Here is a 20122-nt window from a genome sequence, read left to right on the forward strand (position 1 = left end):
CCTTTTGGATCAGTCACTCGAGCCAGCCCCGGCCGTCACCGACCCGGAGGGAAGACCGCGGCCGCCTCCCGCACCCGCCCTTGCAGCTTGTGTTCGATATATTCCTTGGCCCGGGGAACCATGTCGTCGAGATAGGCCCCGATCTCGCTGGGGGTGGCGGTGGTCAGGGTCTGGCAGAAGAGACACTTGCGCTCGCCGCCGCCGGTGGATGGCAGGCCCAGATCCTCGAGAACGTGGCGGGTGATCTGCTCGTCGTCGAAATCCTCGAAGACCGGGAAAATGGTGCGAATGCCGAAATGTTCGGACAAGGCGGCGACCTTTTCCATGAACACCGGGGTTTGCTCGGGATAGTAGCTTTGCCGGCGGGCGTAGCCGGTGGCCAGCACCGGCACCAGGTGTTCGATGCAATAGAGGATCGCCTTGGTGTGCATGGCCACCTTGCAGGCCACGCAGACCAGGTTCTTGCCGTTGTAGCGGGGCATCAGCTCTTCGTAGCGGTCCAGCCACAGGCCCTGAAAGAGGCGGCCCATGTCCAGCTCCACCATCTCGGCCTGGGGCAGACCCTCCGGCTCGCTGAGCTTGGTGGCCAGAATTTCCTGGGCGACCCGGAAGCGCCGGCGGGGGAAATCATGGAAACGGCTCATGCCGTTGAGCATGTGCAGCAGGTGGATTTTAACCGGCCGGGGCAATTGCGGATGCTGCCCGATGGCGGCCAGGGCGTAAACGGCCAGGGAATCGGTTCCCCCGGAAAATAAAATGGCCAGTTCCTGTTTGGACATTATTCTGCTCCTGTTTTCTTTTTTTCCGCCACCCGGTAGCGGCAGAAGAGTTCGCCGCTGTCCCCCTGGCGAAAACCCAGCAGTTCCAGGTCGAGAAAGGGCGAACCCAGGGGGCGGTCGCCGTCCAGCAGGGAGAGGGCGTGACGGTCGCCGGACAATTTGGGGGCGATGGTGACCAGCAGTTCATCGACCACCCCCTGCTGCAGGGCGCGGTAATTCAAGCCGGCCCCGCCTTCCACCAGCAGGCTCCTGACCCCGCGGGCCGCCAGCTGCTCACAGGCGGCGGCCAGGTCCAGAGCCCCTTCCCTGGCCGGCAGTGCCACGATTTCGGCCCGCTCCCCGGCCGCTGCGATCAAGGCGGGGGCGGCGGCGACGCTGGTGAAAACCAGGGGCCGGGGGCCATCCCGAAAAATCTTTCTGCCCTCCAGGGGCAGGTTGCCCGAGGTGCTGACCAGGGCCCGGATCCGCCGGGCCGGCAACTTGCCCTCCGGTCCCCGCATTTCCACGTCATGATTGCGCACGGTGCCGGCCCCCAGCAGACCGGCGTCGGTGACCGCCCGCATTTCCTCGAGAAAGCGCCGGTCCTCCCGGCTGCCCATGGTCCCGGGCGTAATCCGCCCGCACAATGTCATAACCGCGATCAGGCTTACCTTCATCGCTCCCCTCCCCTTGCTCCGCTTGGCTGTTGCTTTTCCAACCGCCGCCCGGTATCGTTCAGCGAAACTCCCGCAACCATAGCAAGAGATTTTATGATCCCGCAAGGACAAATCAGCCGGATTCCCGCGGCGCAGATTGATTTCGACGACCTAACCTTCCGGCTCTCCCCCCTGCCGCCGGATACGGAGGACGACCTCCTGGCTGCCTCCCTGCAGCGGGCCGGCCTGCTCCACCCTCCCCTGCTGCGGCCCTGGCGCAACGGCTACCAGCTGGTCAACGGCCATCGCCGGGCCTATCTGGCCGCCCGCAAGCTCCGCCTCCCGGTGCTGGCCTGCCTGGTTTTGCCCACCGAGACCGATGAGATTGAGGCCCTGGCCCTGGCCCTGGAAGCGCTGGTCTGCAAGCGGCCGCCGACGGCCATGGAACTGGCCCGATTTTGCCATAAGATGCAAGCCCTGCTGGCGGACCAGGAAATCGCCCGCCGTTTTCTGCCCCTGCTGGGTTTGGATCCCAACCCCTTTCGCGTCGCTCACTGCGCCGCCCTGGCCGCCCTGGAAGAGCCTTTTGCCATCGCCCTTCACCAAGGCCGGCTGCAGGAAGCGGTAGCCAGGGAATTGCTGGCCCTCACGGTGCCCGAACGCCTGACTCTCTTTGAGCTGATCGAGATTCTCCAGCTTAGCGCCAGTAACCAGAAAAAGGTGACCGCGGCCTGCCGGGAACTCTCCCGGCGGGAACGGATTTCATTGCTGGCGATCATGGGCAGCGCGGAAATCGGGGCAATACTCGATCACCCCGAGATGAACACCCCCCAAAAGACCGCCGCCCTGATGCGCCACCTGCATGAACGCTGCTTCCCCCGGCTCAGCGCGGCGACCGCCGAGTTCAACGCATTTCGCAATTCCTTGGGCTTGCCGCCCACCTGGAGCATCACCCCCAGTCCCTCTTTCGAGGATGACCGGGTCACTTTAAGCATTATGCTGGAGAACCGGGAGCTGCTCCGGCAGAACCTGCCGGCCCTGCTGGCCGCCACCGGTCAGCAGAATTGGGCTGAGGAGAAAAAATCGCCGGCAGATCCATGAGCGCCTCGCAAACCCTGGCCGTCTTGGCCGCGGCACTTACTAAACAACAGACCACCCGGCAGGAAACACCGACACCCCAGGTTTGCCGGGGCCGACCATAGGAGAAAACAATTTCCCCATGAATGAACTGACCCTGATCCAGAAGATCGCCGTCTGGGCCCTGCCCTTGCTCTTCGCCATCACCGTTCACGAGGTCGCCCACGGCTGGATGGCCCGCCGGCTGGGGGACCCCACCGCCATGCGGCTGGGCCGGCTGACCTTGAACCCGATCAAGCATATCGACCCGGTGGGCACCATCCTGGTCCCCGGTATTCTCCTGATGCTGGGCGGCTTTATCTTCGGCTGGGCCAAGCCGGTGCCGGTCAACTGGCACAACCTGCGCGACCCCCGCCGAGACATGATGCTGGTTTCCGCCGCTGGGCCCCTGGCCAACCTGGGGATGGCCCTGCTCTGGGGGATGGTCCTGAAAATCGGCCTGATTCTGGGCGGAACCGCGCCGCTGGTGGGTCAGCCCCTGATCTACATGGGCGGGGCCGGGGTCTTCATCAACCTGATCCTGATGGTCCTCAACCTGCTGCCGATTCCGCCCCTGGACGGCAGCCGCATCGTAACCGGCCTGCTGCCGCCGCCCCTGGCCGCCCAGTACAACCGCTTGGAGAACGTGGGTTTTATCATCCTGATAGCCCTGCTGGCCACCGGAGTATTGGGCAGCATCCTCGGCCCGCCGATCTTCGCTTTGCGGGCGTTGATTTTTGCCCTGCTCGGCATTTGAACGCGGACAGGCCCGCCGACCGAGGTAGTCGACGGGCCTGTCCTGGTTAATCCGGCCGCAATTTGCCTTGCCCTTCAGCTTTTAGCTTTGGCTTTGGGCCGCCCGGCTTGGGCCTCTTTCTCCAGGGCGGCCTCCAGGGCCTCGTTGATGTCGTTGACCAGGTGCACCTTGAGTTTTTCCTTGGCGCTGGGCGGCAACTCGACCAGATCCTTTTCGTTGATCCGGGGAATGATCACCTCGTTGATATCGGCCCGGACCGCCGCCAGCACCTTCTCCTTGATCCCTCCCACCGGCAGGACATCCCCCCTCAGGGTAATTTCGCCGGTCATTGCCAGGTCGCGACGCACCGGCCGGCCGGTAAGCAGGGAAACCAAGGAAACCACCATAGCCACCCCGGCCGAGGGCCCGTCCTTGGGAATGGCCCCTTCCGGCACGTGGACATGGAGATCGTTCTGGGCGAAGATCTTTTCGTCCACCCCCAGGCTCTGGGCATGGGAACGGATATAGGTCAGGGCGGCGCTGGCCGACTCCTTCATGACATCGCCGAGCTTGCCGGTCAGGTTTAAGCCGCCCTTGCCTTTCATTTTGGCGGTTTCGATAAAGAGCAGGTCGCCGCCCACCGGGGTCCAGGCCAGGCCGGTGGCCAGCCCCGGGCCCCAGGTGCGGGCCTTGCTTTCGGAAAAGAACTGGGCCGGGCCGAGGTATACGGCCAGATCCTCGGGTTTGACCTCGATCAGGCCGCTGTGGCCGCCGACGATCTTGCGGGCCACCCCCCGGCAAACTCCGCCGATCTTGCGCTCCAGGTTCCGCACCCCGGCTTCCCGGGTATAGGAGCGGATAATGCTGCTCAGGGTATCGTCGCTGAGGCGAAGGTCGTCTTCGCTGATGGCGTGGGCCTCGAGTTGCTTGGGCACCAGGTGGCGCCGGGCGATATTAAGTTTTTCTTCCTCGGTGTAGCCCGACAGCTCGATCACCTCCATCCGGTCCCGGAGAGGTCCGGGGATGGTATCGAGCAGGTTGGCGGTGGTGATGAACATCACCTTGGAAAGATCGAAGGGGATCTCCAGGTAATGATCGGAAAAGGAAAAATTCTGCTCGGGGTCGAGGACTTCCAGCAGGGCCGAAGAAGGATCGCCCCGGAAGTCCATCCCCAACTTGTCGATCTCGTCGAGCATGAAGAGGGGGTTGCAGGCCCCCGCCTTGCGCAGGCTTTGAATGATCCGGCCCGGCAAGGCGCCGATATAGGTGCGGCGATGGCCCCGGATTTCCGCCTCGTCCCGCACCCCGCCCAGGGAGATGCGGACGAACTTGCGCCCCATGCTGCGGGCGATGGACTGGCCCAGGGAGGTTTTGCCCACCCCCGGCGGCCCGACGAAACAGAGAATGGGGCCGTGCATGTCCTGCTTGAGTTTGCGCACGGCCAGAAATTCGATGATTCGCTTCTTGATTTCGGCCAGGCCGTAATGGTCCTCGTCCAGAACCTGCTGGGCTCGCTCGAGATCGAGGTTGTCCGCGGTCACCTTCTGCCAGGGCAGGTCGAGCAGCCAGTCAAGATAGGTGCGGGAAACCGTGTATTCCGGGGATGAAGGAGAAATCCGCCCCAGCCGGTCCAGCTCTTTTTCGGCGGTCTTGCGCGGTTCCTCTGGCAAGTCCGCCGACGCCAGTCTTTGGCGTAGTTCCTGGAGATCGAGATTCTCGTTATCCTCGCCCAGCTCCTTGCGGATGGCCTTGAGCTGTTCCCGGAGGAAGAATTCCCGCTGCTTCTTGTCCATATCATCCTTAATGTCCTTCTGGATTTTATGGCTGATTTCCACGGTTTCGAGCTTCTTGTTCAGCTCGCGCCCGGCCCGCCGCAGCAGATCCTTGATATCCTCGATCTGGAGAATTTCCTGCTCCTCTTCCAGGTTCAGGCCCACCTGGGAAATCACCAGGTAGGCGATGTAGAAGGGGTTGGTCAGGGAGGCCACCGTCACCGCCAACTCATTGGGCGCTCCCCCCAGTTCGGCCATTTTCTTGAACTGGTTGCGCAGATTGAGCAGCATGGCCTCGCCTTCCTGATCGAGGGCTTCCACCATCGGGATAACCTCGATGCGGGCCCGCAGGTAAGGTTCACGGGCGGTGAATTCCTTGACCCGCAGCTTTTTGACCGCGCTGACCAGGACCTGGTAAACCCCGTCATCGGATTTGACCAGCTTGTGGATATAGCCCACCACGCCCACCGAGTAAAGGTGCTCGCCTTTGGGGGCGGAGGGAACTTCCGGCAGGGCTTCATCGTCGGGCTTCTGCTCTTCCTCGTCTTCGCCCAGGTTGCGATGGGTGATCACCGCCACCAGCCGGTCCTTTAAAATGGTCTCATCCACCAGCTGCATCGAGGCGGGATGGCTGATCTGCATGGGAAAGCCCATTCCGGGGAAGAAGACGAAACCGTGCAGGGGCAGAACCGGCAGCTCATCGGGCACCGGCAGGTTGGCCGGATTGGTCCGTTTGCTCTTGGCTTCCGAGGTTTCCCCCGGTCCGGCCTGTTGTTCGGATCCGCCCGAGGATCCGGATTCCGGTAGTTCGTTGTTTTTTTTGTCGTCACTCATAGCCATCTCATCGCTTTGTTTTTCTGCTGAAAATACCAATGATCGCGCCTGGACAGGGTGACCGGCTCCAGGCACCGGGCCCGGGATTCCGCCAAGCGGAACCGCCGGCAGGGCTCTTTTATTCCAAGTCGCTTGAAGCGCCGGGACTCAGCCGTTAGCCGGAACTGATCGGCACACTGATCCGCCGCCGCTGCTTGGGCAGAATAATTACCAGAAAACCGTGGCGATGCTCGGTTTCGGCGGCGGCGACATCTATGGGCCGAGGCAGGGAAATTTGCTTTTCAAAGTAGCCCCGTTCAATTTCCAGCTGGTGGACCCGCCGCACCTGCGGAGGCAGTTGGTAGTTGCGTTCGCCGGAGATGGTCAGCCGAGTTTCTTCGGCCACCACCTGAATGGCGGCAGGATCAACCCCGGCCAATTCCATGTAAACCACGAAAGCCTGCTCGGTCTCATAGATATCGGTGGGGACCGACCAGGATTCGCAGGCAAAAGGGCTCAAGCCGTGCCGCCCCAGATTCCGGGCCATCCGGGCCAGGCCTTGCTCGAGCAGGGCGCGTTTTTTCCACTCGTCCATCGTCCAATCACTCCTTGCGGCTCGGGTACCGGCAAGCGGCACCGCTCCTTTTTGATCATCTAGTATGCGAACGCATCCGGCCGCTGTCAAGGCGTAACCCGGACCAATTTTCGGCGTTCTTCCCCGACCATCGGCCAAAACGTTCAGGCCAGGGCGGCGATGATCGCCTTGAGGAAAGCGGGCAGATCGTCCGGGGTGCGGCTGGTAATGATTTTGCCGTCAACCGCCACCTCGCGGTCGACACAGGCGGCCCCGGCATTGACCAGATCATCCTTGATGGCAAAAAACCCGGTGACCGTCCGGCCCTTGAGCACCCCGGCGGAGGCCAGCATCCAGCCGGCATGGCAGATCGCCGCGACCACCTTGTCCTGCCCGACCATCTCGCTGACCAGCCGGACCATGGTGGGATGGCGCCGCATGTGATCGGGGGCGTAACCGCCGGGGATAACCAGGGCGTCATAATCGGCGGGATTGGCCTGGTCGGCGGCCAGATCGGACTTGGCCTTGATCCCTGCGGCCCCGGTATAGATTTTGTCCGCTCGGGGAGCGACCACCTGTACCTGGGCTCCTTCCTCCAGCAGGCGATAATAGGGGTACCAGAATTCCCGGTCGTTATAGAGTTCTTCCACCATGATCAGGATTTTCCTTTTTGCCAGAGTCATCACTTCCTCCTTTTTCATTTAATGAGGGTTGATCATTGCTCCCGGGCCCGGGCCGGCCTTGGGCTCGGACCAGGGTCGACACCAAGGGCGGAAAGCGCTTCCCCGGCCGGCAAAAGCGGCCGGCGGGGCGTTCGGGGGTTGCCCTCGATCGGCAAGATCACTATAATCCAGGGCTCCAATCCGATCAGCCTTTTCTTGGATCTTACCACCGATGAAAGATAGTCGCCAAGCCGCATCCGAAAATGAGCCCCTGCTCCAGGCAGCCCTGCAGGCCCACCAGGCCGGAGATTTTCCCCGCGCCGAAGCTCTCTACCAGGATATTCTGCGGGTCTGCCCCGACCACCTGGATGCCCGCATTTCCCTGTGCCTGCTTTACCAGAGCGCCGGCGACCGGGACCGGGGCCGCCGCTGTTTCGAGGAAACCCGGCAACTGGCCCCGCCGGATCCCGATCTCCATGTCCAATTGGGCGCCATCTGCCACCACCAGGGTGAGCCGGAACTGGCGATGAGTTTCTACCGCCAGGCCCTGTCCGCGGACCCCTCCCACCACCAGGCCTGGTACAACCTGGGCACCATCAGCTTGCACCAGGGTGAGTTGGCGGCTGCGGTGGAGGCCTATGAACGGGCCCTGGCGATCGCCCCCGAGGACGTGGATACCCTTTACAACCTGGCCCTGACCCTGACCGGCCTGGAAAAATTCGCCGCCGCCGCCCATTTCTACCACCGGGCCCTGGCCGTCGCTCCCGCCGACCGCGACGTACTTTACAACCTGGGCGTGCTATACCGCAAAATGAGCCGCTACGCCGAAGCCCTGCGCTGTTTTCAGCAGGTGGTGGAGCTTGATCCCGATTATGCCCCGGCCCACGGCCACCTGGGGGTCATGCTGGTGGAGCTGGAGGAGAAGAAGCTGGCGATTGCCTGTTTTGAGAAACTGGTGGCCCTGGATCACCAGGCGGAATCGGCCCGCCACATGCTGGCGGCCTTGCGCGACCAGACCCCCCCGGCCCCGCCCCGGGCATATATTGCCGGGCTTTTCGACAGCTATGCCGGCAAGTTTGAAAGCGAGCTGATGGAAGAGCTTGGTTATCGGGCGCCCTTTCTGCTGGCCGAGCTACTGCGGGAAACAACCGGTGACGCCATGCACCAGCGGTTGCTGGACCTGGGCTGCGGCACCGGCCTGGCCGGCGAGGCTTTTCTCTCCTGCGCGGCCAGCCTGACCGGGGTCGATCTATCCGCCGCCATGCTGGAAAAGGCCCGGGGCAAAAAGATCTACGATGCCCTCCACTGCCAGGATCTGCTGGATTTCTGCCGCACCTCGCCAACCCGCTACGACCTGGCTGTGGCCGCCGATGTCCTCAACTACCTGGGCGACCTGGAGCCCTTTTTCCAGGCCCTGCCCAACTGCCTGCAAGCCGGCGGCCTGCTGCTCTTTTCCATCGAAGAAGGCGCCGAGAAGGGCTTCAGCCTGCAGGTGTCCGGCCGTTACGCCCACGCCCCGCAATACGTTCGCGCCCTGGCTGCCCGCTCCAACTTTCGCCTGATCAGCGAGCGCCGCACCGGCCTGCGCCGGGAGCGCGACCGCTGGCTTGCCGGCCGGCTCTATCTGTTGCAGCTGGCCGATTAAGCCTGCCGCGCCCACCGGCCGGCGGGCCCGCGCGGTCAGCACCAGGGCAAACCCGACCGCGGCGGTTTATTCAGCGATGATACTCGCCGGCGCGTTCAGGCTGATAAATGACCTCTTCGATCCGGACTCGCAAGACCCCGCCGCCCGGCTTGGGCCACTCGATTTCGTCGCCCTGAGAAAGCCCCAGCAGGGCGCTGCCGACCGGGGCCAGGATGGAAATGTTGCCGCCCTTGGCGTCTACGTCCTGGGGGTATACCAGGGTCAGCGAAAATTCCTCGGCCGAGGATGCAACTTTAAACCTGACGGTGGAATTCATGGTCACGACGGTGGGCGGGATATCCCGGGGCTCCACCACTTCCGCCCGATCCAGTTCGGCTTCCAGATCATCCTTGCCGGGAAAGGCGTTGCGGGGAAGGGATTCCAGCAGCCGATCCAGTCTTTCCGCGTCCAGCGAAGAAATCACAATTTTAGGCTTGGCCTTCATCTTTATGCACTCCATTCTGTCTTGAATTTCGATAATTAAGCTTCTCTCCCGGCTTGAAAACAAAAAGGGAGAGTGTTTGCCACTATCCGTTACGGCTTTCCGCCCGGCCCGGACGGAAGTTTATGGGTGCCGGGGGATTACGGCTCTATTTTTTCTTGTTCTTGAGTAGCTCGCCCAGGGCGGCAAAGGGACTGGAGCCGGCAATCCTGGTCGGTTTTTCCCCCGGACGCAGGGTGCCATAGGCGTCGGCGACGCTCTGGCGGTCATGCTCATTGTCATGGCAGTAGACGCACAACAGCTCCCAGTTGCTGCCGTCGGGCGGGTTGTTCTCGTGGTTGTGGTCCTTGTGATGGACCGTAAGCTCGCGCAAATTCTTGCCGCTGAACTCGCGGCCGCAGGCGCCGCAGATCCAGGGAAAGAGCTTGAGGGCCTGCTCCCGGTAGGTCCGGGCCCGCATTTCAAGCTCGCGCTGGGCCGCGGCCCGCATCTGCTTCGCAACCTCTGGTTTGGGCGGTTTTTGCATCGGTGGCGCTTCTCCGGCATTAAAAGATCCCGTGACGATTCCCCTGCGGCGGGGCAGCTTCATGGCCCGGCCTCCAGCAAGATCGCCGCTTGGCAATTCAGTCGATTAAGCCTATCTTGAAACAGCACGATAAACAAGCCGGGAGATCGGGGCCGGGTGATTTTTTCCGCCCCCGCCCGGCTCCCGCCCAGGCCGGATGAGATCAGCGGAGTTTTCGGTTCTCCGTCCCCTGCCCGGGAGAAGCTCGCCGAGCCAGCACCAAAAAAAATCAGCAGATTGATGATCCCGATCAACGGGATGAAGGATCGAGGGGCCGTTCATGCAGCAGCAAACCACGGCGCGCCGGGATTGGCGCACTGCCTTGTCTGTTTACCGCCACCCCCGGGTTATCGGGATGCTTTTCCTGGGTTTTTCGGCGGGCCTGCCCCTGTTGCTGGTGGGCGGCACCTTTACGGCCTGGCTGCGCGATCTGGGGGTGGAACTGGCGGCGATCGGCTTTCTGAGCTGGGTGGGCATGGCCCACAGCATCAAGATTTTCTGGGCGCCGGTGGTGGACCGCCTGCCGTTGCCCCTGCTGACCCGCTGGTTCGGGCGCCGCCGGGCCTGGATGCTGCTGGCCCAGGCGGTCATTGCCCTGGGCCTGACCGGAATCGCCATGACCGATCCCACCACCCACCTCTGGCTGGTGGCCCTGTGGGCGGTCCTAACCGCCTTTGGTTCCGCCACCCAGGACATTGCCATTGACGCCTACCGCATCGAGGCGGTGACCCGGGATCGCCAGGGGGCCATGGCCGCTTCCTATATCTTTGGTTACCGGGTGGCCCTGCTGGCGGCGGGGGCCGGGGCCCTGCACCTGGCGGCTCTGGGTGACTGGAACCTGGCCTACGGGGCCATGGCGGCCCTGATGGCCGTGGGGATCCTCACCACCCTGATTGTCCGGGAACCCGAGGTGGCTCTGGATCTCGGCACCCATAGAATGGAGCAACGGGTGGTGGATTATCTCGACGGCACCATCCATCGCGGTTGGCGGCGCGCCGCCACGGCCTGGTTTATCGGCGCGGTGGTCTGCCCCTTTGCTGATTTCTGGCAGCGTTTCGGCAAGATGGCCCTGGTTATCCTGCTCTTCGTTTCCACCTTTCGGATCGCCGACATCTTCATGGGGGTGATGGCCAATCCCTTTTACCTGGACCTGGGTTTTGCCAAGACCGAAATTGCCAACGTGGCCGCCGGCTTCGGCCTGGCCATGACCCTGACCGGCGCGGCCCTGGGGGGGTTGCTGGTCATGCGCTTCGGCATCATGCGGATGCTCATCTGCACGGCCCTGCTGGCTCCCCTGACCAACCTCACCTTTTCCTGGCTGGCCACCCTGGGACCGGAAATATACGGTCTGGTACTGGCCATCATGGCCGACAATATCAGCGGCGGCCTGGCCATTTCGGTGTTCATCGCCTACCTCTCCAGCCTTACCAACAGCGCCTATACCGCCACCCAGTACGCCCTCTTCAGTTCGGTGATGACCCTGTCCGGGCAATTTCTGGCCGGCTTCACCGGGGTGCTGGTCGAATTTATCGGCTGGTTCTGGTTTTTCATCTCCTCGGCCCTGATCGGCTTGCCGGCCATCCTGCTGGCGCTCGTGATCGCCCGCTGGGCCAACCCCGACAAGCTGGAGCAGCCGGGCCGGCCGGCCTGAACTCCCGGCCCGGACCAAAGACCCGGATTGGAAGCATGACTGCCGCAACATGCGGCAGGTTCAGCCAAGCCCGGCCGTTCTGCGAAAAAAAACAAAAAACAGTTTACGAACGACCAGAAATCGCATAACGAAAAGCACGTCCCACTCCGTGGGCCGAACAAACCTTCCTTTACCCTTGACCAAAAGGAGCCTGCCGTGACCAATACCTTCGTGCTGGTTTATCTGCTTGTCGTTTTACTCATCGGCCTGATCGCCGGCCGGGGCATCAGAAACCTTTCCCAATACGCGGTGGCCGGCAAATCCTTCGGCTCGATGGTCATATTTGCCACCCTGTCCGCTTCCTTTATCGGCGGCGGCTTTTCCATGGGCAACGCGGAGAAGGTCTTCCTGTTCGGGATTGCCAATATCGTGGCCCTGTGGGGCTTCAGCCTGAAGGAGGTACTGGTGGCCGGGTTCATCGCGCCCAGAATCGGCAAGTATCCCCGGGCCATCTCGGTGGGCGATATCATGGAGTTTCATTACGGCACGGTGGCCAAGGTCTTTGCCGGGGTTTTTGGTTTTATCCTCTGCGCCGGGATCCTGGGCGCCCAGATCGGCGCCATTGGCTACATTGCCAACCTGTTCCTGGGCATCGACCGCTTCTGGGGGATTCTAATCGGTTGCGGCATCGTCATTACCTACGCCACGGTGGGCGGAATGCGGGCCGTGGTCTGGACCGATATCGTCCAGTTCGTCATTCTGGCCATTGGCATTCCTCTTACCCTCTATTTCGGCATTAAGAGTGCCGGCGGCCTGGATCAGGTCCTCAGCACCGTCCCGGCCGGCCATCTGAGCCTGCCTTCCGAACCCCTGGCCCTGGTGGCCCTGGCCTCTCTTTTTCTGACCTTTCTCTTCGGGGAAACCCTGGTGCCGCCCTATCTCCAGCGCCTGCTGATCGGCCGCAGCACCGGCCATGTGGTCCGCGGCACCCTCTACAGCGGCCTTTTTTCGTTTCCTTTCTTCGCCGTCACCGGCTTGATCGGCCTGGTGGCCCTGGCGCTCAATCCGGAGATCAATCCCAACCTGGCCATGCCCTACGTGATCCAGCAAGCGCTGCCGCCGCTGCTGCAGGGCCTGGTGGTGGCCGCGGTGGTCGCCATCATCATGTCTTCGGCCGATTCCTTTCTTAACGCCGCCGCCATCTGTTTCAGCAACGATATCGTCAAGCCCCTGCTGAAAACCCCGCTCAGCAATTCCCGGGAAGTTGCCATGGCCCGGACGGTGACCCTGGCGGTCGGCATCATGGCCGTGATTTTTGCCCTCTCCATCGAGAGCGTTCTCGATATCCTGATCTATTCCTACAATTTCTGGGCTCCCATCATTCTGGTGCCATTGGTTATGGGGATCCTGGGTGCTCGGGCCAGCCGAATCCGCTTCCTTTACGGGGCCGGGGCGGGCATTCTGATGGTGCTGGTCTGGAGTTACGGCCTGGATCGGCCCTGGGGAATCGACGGTCTGGTGATGGGCGTTCTGGCCAACCTGGTGGTCTTTAACCTGGTGGACCGCAACGGCGGCAGCCGCGCCGATCAGGGCCCGGGAGCCTCAGCGTAAAAGCAGTAGGGGTCGCGGTCCTTGGCGGGATCTAGGCCCAGGCTGTAGATCACCGCCTGGCAGCCGCCGCAGGCCGGCAAAAGCCGGCAATCCCGGCAGGCGGCGCTGCCGGCCCGGTAGCGCTGACCGGCCGGGGAATCGTAGGCCCCGGCCAGGCCTTCCCGGTAGATATTGCCCAGGTAGGAGGGAAACTTGCGGCAGGCATGGACCTCGCCGTCCGAAAGCAGGGTGGCAAAATTGAAGCCCGCCCCGCAACCGAAGCCGGTGCAGCCGCCAAAGGGCTTGCTCCCTTCTTCAGCCCGGATGATATTGATCAGGTTGTCCTTAAGCCCCAGCACCGGGTTGTTGTCCGTCTCCCGCAGGTACTCCCGCAGAAAAGCCTGGTAGTCCGCCGGCGAGGGCATCAGCAGCTGAGCCCCCTCCCCCACCGCCGATAAGCGATTGAAGGTAAAGAGATCGGCCTGCCCGCGCAGGATCTCGCCCAGGGGCAGCACTTGGGCCAGGTTGTCCCGGGTCAGGGTCAGCATCACCTGGGAGGGAATCCCCAACTCCCGCAGCAGGGGCAAAAACGCCAGGACCCGGTCAAAGTAGCCGGCCTGGCGGACCAGGTCGTTGTGTTCCGGCAGCCCCTCCAGGCTGACCTGGTAAAAAGAAGGGGCCTGGATGGCGACCAGCTCCTCCAGCCGCTGCCGGGAGGTGGGGTTGCCCAGGATGCTCACCGGAAAACCCCGCCGGACGGTTTCCCGGTAGAGGTCGTCGAAATGGGGATAGAGCAGAGGATTGCCCCCGGTGAAGGTCACCTTGCCCCGGACCTGGCGGGATTCGCAAAAGCTTTCGAGCTGGTCGAGAACCTGCAGGGCCTGGGCCAGGGAGAGGTCGGGCCGCGAGCTGCGGTCGTAGCAGTGCTTGCAGTTGAGGTCGCAGGCCTGAGTGATATGCCACTGGAGGGTAAAGACCCGGGGCTTTAAAAAGCGCGCGAAGGATTTTTCCCGGGCCGTGAATCTCGCCGGATCCCGGGCCAGCAAGGATTCGGGCGCCAGGACCAAGCCTTTGCCGCGGGCCTGGTCCACCACCCGATGGAGGCTGGCCACCGCCACCCCGTGCTTGAGGGCGGTGGGGCCGATGGGCAGTTCCTCGGCCGTGATTTTCAGGGCCAGCAGGATCTGGTCGCTGGCCGGCTGGGCCCGGACTTGCCCCCGGCGGGGATCAAACCAGACCAGGACCGTTTCCTCGCCCGCCAGTGGCGCAAAATCCCGGTCGCCGGCGGATTCGAGGGCCCTGGTCAAACCCTGCCAGTTAAAATGCAGGATCCGCAAGGAGGGGTTGAGAATCTTTTTGGTCACCCGGTCCGGCAGTTGCCCGCCCAACTCGCGGCCGGTCTCGATGGCAACCTCCAGGGCGGCCAACTCCTCCAGGTAGGGCGGCAGTTCCAGCTCGGCGGATCGGGCCCGGATAAGCGCGGGCAAACTTGCCCGTTGTTCCGCCGCGTTCGGCTCCTCAACCAATTGGGACCAGTCGGCCGGGGCCAGAATACGGTGACAGGCGGGAAAGATCTCCGCCAATGATCGAGGGGCATTGCTCATCGGGACTTGGCCGGCCTGGTTGATCGTTTAAAAAAAGGCGGCAGGAGGCCGGGCGGGCCCTCCTGCCAGGTTGGGCAAAGCAAGGAATCGGTCATCTGGAGACGCAACCTGCGTCCCGGGGCAGCTTATCAGCTGCCGCTGCCTTCTCAACTGCCGTTGCCTTCAGCTTCTTCTTCCTTCTCCTCGGCATCGCCGCCGGCGGCCGTGCCATCGGCCGTGCCATCGCTCTGGGCGGTTTTCCCACCAGAGGCGCATCCGCTGGAACCCAATGCCAGCCCGGGGGCGGCCAGACTGCCCCCGGAAAGCAACGCGGCCAGGCATAATCCAGTCAAATAACTCTTAGCGTCCTGGGACTTCATGCAAACCTCCTGTCGCGGTTAGCAAAGGTGGCCTTCCTTTGCGTTTATCGGCCAAATACAAAACGCGCAACGCGCCATTCACGTCGAATAGTAATTATTGTCCAGGGGCGGACGAGTTGTCAACCGGAAAGGGCTTTTTAGTCTTGGCCGCCGGCGGGGCCCTTGCCGTATTTTTGCCACAGTTTAGAGGCCAGCAGGTAGCCGATCCCCAGCAGGGCAAGGAATAACCAGGCAAGCCGGGGGTTGGCGATGGCCGAGTGTCCAAGACCGATAAAAGGGATGGCGAGCAGCAGGTTGGCCCCCCAGGCAATGGGCAGATAAATGCGCCAGGGGACATTGAGCAAGGCCAGGGAAAAATTTTTCACTGTGTACGGCAAGGCCGGAATCACCATGAATATCACGGCAAAAACCAATTGGCGGTGGGCATGAATCCGCGGTAATTCGTAGCGGGTTTGGGCCATAATTTTAACAATATAGGGCCGCAACAGCGAATGGGTCAGGAAAAAGGTGACAACCAGATGGACCCCGATGATCACGCTGGTTATGGCAAACCCCTCGTAAGGGCCAAATTTTATGCCGACCGCCAGCAAAAAGGCCGAGATGGGGAATCCGGCCAGGGGCAGCAGCAACATCAAAAAGATAAAGAGCCCCGGTCGGACTTGCCGATCAACAAAAAATTGCGCCCAGTTCGCCGGCCCGCCGAATATCATGATCATGACAATCAACAGCAAAACAACCAGGGCCGCGAAGGCTAGCAGTTGACGCAGGCGGGCTCTTTCAACCATGCCGCCCTTCTTTCCGGCCCCGCCGGAACCTGTTTTTCATGCGGCCAAGGTTTTCGGTCATCAGGAAGGTGCTTGAGGGAAGTCGGCCTCTATCGTCGGGAACGGGTTTCATCGGCACTAAAAGTATCCGCAATTACCCCGACCTTGCTGGAAAGCATCTCCCATTCAGTTTTTATACCGTTAAGGAGATTTTCCCAGTTGTCGAAGAAGTGCTTGTATTCATGGGTGCTTTTAAGTTTTTTTTGCCCCGCGACCTGGTAAAGATCCGCCAATTCCCCGGCCATTTTCATCCGGTCAAACTTTCCGGCCGTGGCCAATGCGTTTTGGCGCCACCAGCCCGCGGCCTCGCTGTTGCTGAAAAAATCCGCTATGGCCGCGGCGAAGGATTCGGGCGGAGCATCTGCCGGCAGCAGGCGGCCGTTGTGGTGGTCTGTTACGACCTCCCTTACCCCGGAGGCATTCAGGGCCACCACCGGACAGCCGGCGGCCATGGCCTCGGCCACGACCAGGCCCTGGGTTTCCGAATGTGATGAAAAGACAAACAAATCCATCGCGCAATAGGCGTCGACCAGTTCGGCCCCGGTCTTTTTCCCCGTCATGACCAACCGGTCAGCGAGGCGATCCTCGGCGAATGACTTCTTGAGCCAGCCGGCACTGGGGCCGTCGCCGACCACCAGAAATTTTGCCCGCTGGTTTTGGCGCAGATAAATTTTGACGGCTCCGGCAAGAAAACCCAGGTTTTTTTCGGGGGCCAGACGTCCTACATGGCCGATGAGGGGCACGGTCTGCTCCAGCCCCGCTTTTTCGCGAAACCTCTTGCCGTCCCCGCTTTTAAACCGGTCGCAATCGACCCCGGTGGGAATTTCCGCCACCGGAACCCTCACCCCTCTTGCCTTAATCAGCTCGGCAATACTGCGGCTTGGGGCAATGACCCAGGTGCAACCGTTGGCATAGGCCGTGGCCAAGTTGATGACGAATTTCTGCATGACCTTGGAGGACATCACATAATGGGTGTACTCCTCATAACGGGTATGATGGGTAAAGATAACGGGCAGATTGCGGCGCCTCCCTGCCCGCATGGCGGCATCGCCAAGCAGATACGGGTGATGGCTGTGGATGACCTCGGGTTTGAAGGCATCGATTTTCTGGTTGATCAGAAAAGGGGCCGGAATCGAGGCCGAGAAATCGCTGCCGTTGAAATTCCGGATGGCGGGCACCCGGAGCACCTGCTCCGGGTTTTCATCGCCGGGAATCCCGGCAAAAGTCGGGGCGATGACCAATACCTGGTGGCCGAGTTTGCGGAGGTCTTCGGCGAAACAGGAAACCGACCGGGCCACCCCGCCGACATGGGGGATGTAGGTATTGGTAAACATGCAGATCTTCATGACCTCAATCAAACCTCCAGTTCCAGCCGGCCCGGCGCGGTTCCGGCAAACACCCGGGGCACCCGGCCGGGAATCCGGACCTCTACCTCCGGGGGGCTGGCTTGCCAGGCATTTTCAAGCACGAGAGTGACCCCGGCGGCGGATTTATGGCAGGCCACCGTAACCGGCCCGAAAACGGTCGGGGTGGGACCGAAGAAGACCCCCTCGGGACTTTCCAGCCATTCGGGAAAGATGCCGGAGCCGACGACGATGCGGCCGGCTTCCTCCCGCACGAACATGTTGCGGATCATCATCAGAAACTCGGCGGCGGCCCAGCCATGCTGGCCGTCTCCCATGCACCCGCCGCCGGTAAAAGGATGGATGGCCTCGGGCCACTGGCCGGTCGGCGAGGCCAGCTCGGCGACCCTTTCCACCAGTTTCCGGTAGCGCATGTCCCCGCGCCGCAGCAGGCTCTGGGCGATATCCAGGGTCAGGTAGGCGTTGATGCCCGAATGAATCATGTCCTGGAAAAACGCGCCCTGGTGGAAACAATGCTCCATCAGGTAGTTGACGGTGTTGGTAATCCGCTCATCGTCGGGCCCTAAAAGCTGCAGCGGATAATCAGCCACCAGCGACCCCACCGCTCCCGCATCCATGCGGCGATACGGGGAGGCGGGGATGCATCCCTGACTCCTGGCGGCCGGGATTGCGGCGATGGTGGCAAAAATGGTTGCCGAGAAATCCTGGGCGTAGCGGTCGAATCGATCAGCCAGGGCCGGCGAGCCCCAGCGCCGGGCGATTCTGGCCGCCGCCTGCAATCCGGCCAGGCCCCAGAAGTCGTCCCAGTAGTAATAGTCGTTGAGCCCCAGGTGCTCGGCGGAAAATCCCGCCGGCAGCAGCCCTTCGTGGGGCAGTCCTTTTTTCCGCCTTACCCTTTTCTTCTCAATCCACTCAGCCCCTTTGTAAATGGCTTTCAGCCACTGGGGCGAGGGAGGGCGGCCGCTGAGGAGGCTGCAGCGCTCCATGATCCAGAGCACCTGGCCGTTGGAGTCCCATTCCCCCTGCTGACTCTGGAAATAACCGCTGAACTTCTGCCGCTGGGGAAAGGTGTCCAGGCACCGGTGGGCCCGGTCTACCAGGTTGACCGCCAGCAGGCTGTTGATCATCAGGCAGGCATCCCGGAACCAGAAACGGAAATAGGTGTAGGGCCCCGGGACCACCTCGTCGGCCGACAACAGCAATAGGGTCCGCAAAGCGGTATCATATAGTTGTTGGATACGCTTGTCGGCCCCCCGCAGCCGGGCGGCGATTTGCAGGTATTGCTCCCAGCCTGCGGCGGCGGAGTCGGGGGCGGGACAACCCGACGGAATCTCCCGGGAGATATCGGTCAACACCCGGATTTTGCGGCTTTGGCCGGTGATGGGAAAAAACGCGGCGGAGGTGGCCAGACCGACCCCGCAGTGGACCTGCAGATCCTTTTCCGGTTGATCCCACCTGTTGACAACATCGCCTTCATTAAAACTGGAGAAGAGAACCTTTTCCGGCTGCTGGTCCAGGCGGATCCGGGTGCGCCGGTTTACCAGCCAGCAGGGCCCCTGGTCGCGCTGAAATTTAATGTTTTCAATAAATTGGATGCCTTCCGGGTTATAGGGCCGCAAAGCCACCACCAGCCAGGCTTTGGTTTCGGCCGCCGCCTCGGCCTCCAGGCAGGCATAAAATTTCCCGTTTTCACATCGCATGGAAACCGTGGACTCGAGCCTGAAGCCGCCTTCCTCGAGGCAGGTCCGAACGGTGAGTTCCGGGTCGTCCGTAATGGCCTGCCCGGCTTCGTCCCGCCGGGAGGGGAGCAGCATTTTGCCATTGGCGGCAATGATCCAGCAATCGATTGACCAGCCATCATAAAGGGGGGTCAACAGTCCCTGGGGATCGACCAGGGGATAGACCGGAACATCCGGGAAGCCTACCGCGGTCCAATTGCGATGGGTCAGGTTGACATGGGAAAAGGAAAAAGCCCGGGGAATAAAGGAGGGGTCGGCGGGGTTGAACTGTCTTTGGACCCAGTAAGGCCAGACCCAGTCCAGGTTGAACTGGATCGCCCGGGAGTTTATCAACCCGCGGGCATGAAAGATGATGCCGGCCCGCAGCAGTTCGAGGGGCTCCTGAACCTCGGAAGGCTGGGCGAATCGACGCACCCGGGCGACAATATTCAACGGATCGATGAAGCCGTAGCGCCGGGCAACTCTCTTGACCAGAAATTTCCATGGCAAAAAGCGGGATATCATGATCTTTATATCATAATAGCCAGAGGCCTTCTTTTTCAACCGCCGTTATGAGACCCTTTGCTCCGGGGCCGTTTCGCCTCTCAGCGAAAATCGACCGCCTTGTCACTCCTGGCCGATGTCTTCATGCCAGACTTCAGGATTGCGGCGGATATAAGCGGCCAGCATCTCTATGCACTCCCGCGAGCCGAGGTCGATGACCTCGACCCCGTGTTCCCGCAGCCACTCGAGCCCGCCGGCGAAATTAACCGACTCCCCCACCACCACCGTGCCGATCTGAAACTGGCGGACCAGCCCGCTGCAGTACCAGCAAGGCGCCAGGGTGGTCACCATCACCTTGTCCCGGTAGCTGCGCTGCCGGCCCGCCTTGCGAAAGGCATCGGTCTCGGCGTGGACCGAGGGGTCATTTTCCTGCACCCGCCGATTGTGTCCGGCCCCCAGCAATTCGCCGCTCCGGCTGAACAGGGCCGCCCCAATGGGAATTCCGCCCTCGGCCAGCCCCCGGCGGGCTTCGGCGACGGCAACTTGCAGCATGGCGTGAAAATCAGGTTTTACGGTCATAGCCGGCCCCCTGGTTTTAAACTGGTTATAATGATGACAACCCCGCCAAAACCCCGCCAAACGGGTTGGTCGGCCATGTTAAAACAACAAGTAACGAAACATGCCCAGTCGTCGTCGCGGCTTTTTGCGACGTCGACAATTATGAATAGGTAGAATTTGACGGCGGGGCCTT

18 protein-coding genes are annotated in these 20122 nt (G+C 62.0%); 5 read left to right on the top strand and 13 right to left on the bottom strand.

From position 1 onward, the window contains the following. Window positions 1-35: 35 nt before the first annotated feature. Complete coding sequence (locus tag ACHHTY_RS01880; RefSeq protein WP_395492353.1) at window positions 36-779, bottom strand: hypothetical protein; 744 nt, start codon at window positions 777-779, stop codon at window positions 36-38. Continuing rightward, window positions 779-1435 (bottom strand): RibD family protein, encoded by a 657-nt coding sequence (locus tag ACHHTY_RS01885; RefSeq protein ID WP_395492354.1) that lies wholly within the window; start codon window positions 1433-1435, stop codon window positions 779-781. Before ACHHTY_RS01885 ends, ACHHTY_RS01880 begins: the two co-directional genes overlap by 1 nt. A gap of 93 nt (window positions 1436-1528) precedes the next feature. On the opposite strand from ACHHTY_RS01885, the gene ACHHTY_RS01890 reads away from it, so the two are divergent. Together ACHHTY_RS01890 and ACHHTY_RS01895 are read left to right on the top strand one after the other, a co-directional pair. Next, a complete protein-coding gene (locus ACHHTY_RS01890; RefSeq protein WP_395492355.1) occupies window positions 1529-2515 on the top strand; it encodes a ParB/RepB/Spo0J family partition protein in 987 nt (328 codons plus the stop codon). Between the two features lie 118 nt (window positions 2516-2633). After that, the gene (locus ACHHTY_RS01895; RefSeq protein WP_395492356.1) at window positions 2634-3287 is read left to right on the top strand and encodes a site-2 protease family protein; all 654 of its coding nucleotides are present in this window, start codon (window positions 2634-2636) and stop codon (window positions 3285-3287) included. A 74-nt stretch (window positions 3288-3361) separates the two neighbouring features. Here ACHHTY_RS01895 and lon read toward each other — a convergent pair whose 3' ends face one another. The 3 genes from lon to ACHHTY_RS01910 all read right to left on the bottom strand — a co-directional run bounded on the left by lon (window position 3362) and on the right by ACHHTY_RS01910 (window position 7108). Continuing rightward, on the bottom strand, window positions 3362-5872 hold the full coding sequence (lon, locus tag ACHHTY_RS01900) for an endopeptidase La (RefSeq protein ID WP_395492357.1): 2511 nt from the start codon (window positions 5870-5872) through the stop codon (window positions 3362-3364). 154 nt (window positions 5873-6026) lie between these two features. Continuing rightward, window positions 6027-6446: an Hsp20/alpha crystallin family protein gene (locus tag ACHHTY_RS01905; RefSeq protein ID WP_395492358.1), complete on the bottom strand. Its 420-nt coding sequence runs from the start codon at window positions 6444-6446 to the stop codon at window positions 6027-6029. A gap of 143 nt (window positions 6447-6589) precedes the next feature. Then, window positions 6590-7108, bottom strand: a complete 519-nt coding sequence (locus ACHHTY_RS01910) for a type 1 glutamine amidotransferase domain-containing protein (RefSeq protein ID WP_395492359.1) — start codon at window positions 7106-7108, stop codon at window positions 6590-6592. Between the two features lie 211 nt (window positions 7109-7319). Here ACHHTY_RS01910 and ACHHTY_RS01915 point away from each other — a divergent pair, with 211 nt between their 5' ends. Then, window positions 7320-8732: a tetratricopeptide repeat protein gene (locus ACHHTY_RS01915; RefSeq protein ID WP_395492360.1), complete on the top strand. Its 1413-nt coding sequence runs from the start codon at window positions 7320-7322 to the stop codon at window positions 8730-8732. A gap of 70 nt (window positions 8733-8802) precedes the next feature. On the opposite strand, the gene rnk is transcribed toward ACHHTY_RS01915, so the two are convergent. Both rnk and ACHHTY_RS01925 read right to left on the bottom strand, forming a co-directional pair. Further along, window positions 8803-9216, bottom strand: coding sequence for a nucleoside diphosphate kinase regulator (gene rnk, locus ACHHTY_RS01920; RefSeq protein WP_395492361.1), 414 nt, complete (start codon window positions 9214-9216; stop codon window positions 8803-8805). Between the two features lie 145 nt (window positions 9217-9361). Continuing rightward, entirely contained in the window at window positions 9362-9703 is a 342-nt protein-coding gene (locus ACHHTY_RS01925; RefSeq protein ID WP_395492403.1) for a YajD family HNH nuclease, read from the bottom strand. A gap of 355 nt (window positions 9704-10058) precedes the next feature. Between ACHHTY_RS01925 and ACHHTY_RS01930 the strand changes: the two genes are divergently transcribed. Next, window positions 10059-11429, top strand: coding sequence for an AmpG family muropeptide MFS transporter (locus ACHHTY_RS01930; protein ID WP_395492362.1), 1371 nt, complete (start codon window positions 10059-10061; stop codon window positions 11427-11429). 195 nt (window positions 11430-11624) lie between these two features. After that, a complete protein-coding gene (locus ACHHTY_RS01935; RefSeq protein WP_395492363.1) occupies window positions 11625-13019 on the top strand; it encodes a sodium:solute symporter family protein in 1395 nt (464 codons plus the stop codon). Here the strand turns inward: ACHHTY_RS01935 and sbtM are convergent. From sbtM to ACHHTY_RS01965, 6 genes are all read right to left on the bottom strand, one after another. After that, window positions 12995-14602, bottom strand: a complete 1608-nt coding sequence (gene sbtM, locus ACHHTY_RS01940; RefSeq protein ID WP_395492364.1) for a thio(seleno)oxazole modification radical SAM maturase SbtM — start codon at window positions 14600-14602, stop codon at window positions 12995-12997. The two genes, ACHHTY_RS01935 and sbtM, sit on opposite strands and share 25 nt — an antisense overlap. Window positions 14603-14748: 146 nt before the next feature. Then, the gene (sbtA, locus tag ACHHTY_RS01945) at window positions 14749-14961 is read right to left on the bottom strand and encodes an SbtA family thio(seleno)oxazole RiPP natural product precursor (RefSeq protein ID WP_395492365.1); all 213 of its coding nucleotides are present in this window, start codon (window positions 14959-14961) and stop codon (window positions 14749-14751) included. 137 nt (window positions 14962-15098) lie between these two features. Further along, window positions 15099-15746 carry a TVP38/TMEM64 family protein gene (locus tag ACHHTY_RS01950; protein ID WP_395492366.1) on the bottom strand — a complete coding sequence of 216 codons (648 nt, stop codon included), beginning with the start codon at window positions 15744-15746 and terminating at the stop codon, window positions 15099-15101. A gap of 89 nt (window positions 15747-15835) precedes the next feature. After that, complete coding sequence (locus ACHHTY_RS01955) at window positions 15836-17131, bottom strand: glycosyltransferase (protein ID WP_395492367.1); 1296 nt, start codon at window positions 17129-17131, stop codon at window positions 15836-15838. A gap of 8 nt (window positions 17132-17139) precedes the next feature. After that, window positions 17140-19392 carry a glycoside hydrolase family 15 protein gene (locus tag ACHHTY_RS01960; RefSeq protein WP_395492368.1) on the bottom strand — a complete coding sequence of 751 codons (2253 nt, stop codon included), beginning with the start codon at window positions 19390-19392 and terminating at the stop codon, window positions 17140-17142. Window positions 19393-19494: 102 nt separating this feature from the next. Further along, window positions 19495-19950, bottom strand: coding sequence for a nucleoside deaminase (locus ACHHTY_RS01965; RefSeq protein WP_395492369.1), 456 nt, complete (start codon window positions 19948-19950; stop codon window positions 19495-19497). Between the last annotated feature and the right edge of the window lie 172 nt (window positions 19951-20122).

It is taken from the genome of Desulfurivibrio nitratireducens (assembly GCF_044068515.1).
GTDB lineage: Bacteria > Desulfobacterota > Desulfobulbia > Desulfobulbales > Desulfurivibrionaceae > Desulfurivibrio.

Excerpts from the sequence above, each read along its gene's own strand:
- ACHHTY_RS01890 (WP_395492355.1), top strand. The coding sequence starts at position 1,529 with ATGATCCCGCAAGGACAAATCAGCCGGATTCCCGCGGCGCAGATTGAT.
- ACHHTY_RS01960 (WP_395492368.1), bottom strand. The coding sequence starts at position 19,392 with ATGATATCCCGCTTTTTGCCATGGAAATTTCTGGTCAAGAGAGTTGCC.
- ACHHTY_RS01950 (WP_395492366.1), bottom strand. The coding sequence starts at position 15,746 with ATGGTTGAAAGAGCCCGCCTGCGTCAACTGCTAGCCTTCGCGGCCCTG.
- ACHHTY_RS01905 (WP_395492358.1), bottom strand. The coding sequence starts at position 6,446 with ATGGACGAGTGGAAAAAACGCGCCCTGCTCGAGCAAGGCCTGGCCCGG.
- ACHHTY_RS01910 (WP_395492359.1), bottom strand. The coding sequence starts at position 7,108 with ATGACTCTGGCAAAAAGGAAAATCCTGATCATGGTGGAAGAACTCTAT.
- ACHHTY_RS01965 (WP_395492369.1), bottom strand. The coding sequence starts at position 19,950 with ATGACCGTAAAACCTGATTTTCACGCCATGCTGCAAGTTGCCGTCGCC.
- ACHHTY_RS01930 (WP_395492362.1), top strand. The coding sequence starts at position 10,059 with ATGCAGCAGCAAACCACGGCGCGCCGGGATTGGCGCACTGCCTTGTCT.
- lon (WP_395492357.1), bottom strand. The coding sequence starts at position 5,872 with ATGAGTGACGACAAAAAAAACAACGAACTACCGGAATCCGGATCCTCG.
- sbtM (WP_395492364.1), bottom strand. The coding sequence starts at position 14,602 with ATGAGCAATGCCCCTCGATCATTGGCGGAGATCTTTCCCGCCTGTCAC.
- rnk (WP_395492361.1), bottom strand. The coding sequence starts at position 9,216 with ATGAAGGCCAAGCCTAAAATTGTGATTTCTTCGCTGGACGCGGAAAGA.
- sbtA (WP_395492365.1), bottom strand. The coding sequence starts at position 14,961 with ATGAAGTCCCAGGACGCTAAGAGTTATTTGACTGGATTATGCCTGGCC.
- ACHHTY_RS01915 (WP_395492360.1), top strand. The coding sequence starts at position 7,320 with ATGAAAGATAGTCGCCAAGCCGCATCCGAAAATGAGCCCCTGCTCCAG.
- ACHHTY_RS01925 (WP_395492403.1), bottom strand. The coding sequence starts at position 9,703 with ATGCGGGCCGCGGCCCAGCGCGAGCTTGAAATGCGGGCCCGGACCTAC.
- ACHHTY_RS01955 (WP_395492367.1), bottom strand. The coding sequence starts at position 17,131 with ATGAAGATCTGCATGTTTACCAATACCTACATCCCCCATGTCGGCGGG.
- ACHHTY_RS01880 (WP_395492353.1), bottom strand. The coding sequence starts at position 779 with ATGTCCAAACAGGAACTGGCCATTTTATTTTCCGGGGGAACCGATTCC.
- ACHHTY_RS01885 (WP_395492354.1), bottom strand. The coding sequence starts at position 1,435 with ATGAAGGTAAGCCTGATCGCGGTTATGACATTGTGCGGGCGGATTACG.
- ACHHTY_RS01895 (WP_395492356.1), top strand. The coding sequence starts at position 2,634 with ATGAATGAACTGACCCTGATCCAGAAGATCGCCGTCTGGGCCCTGCCC.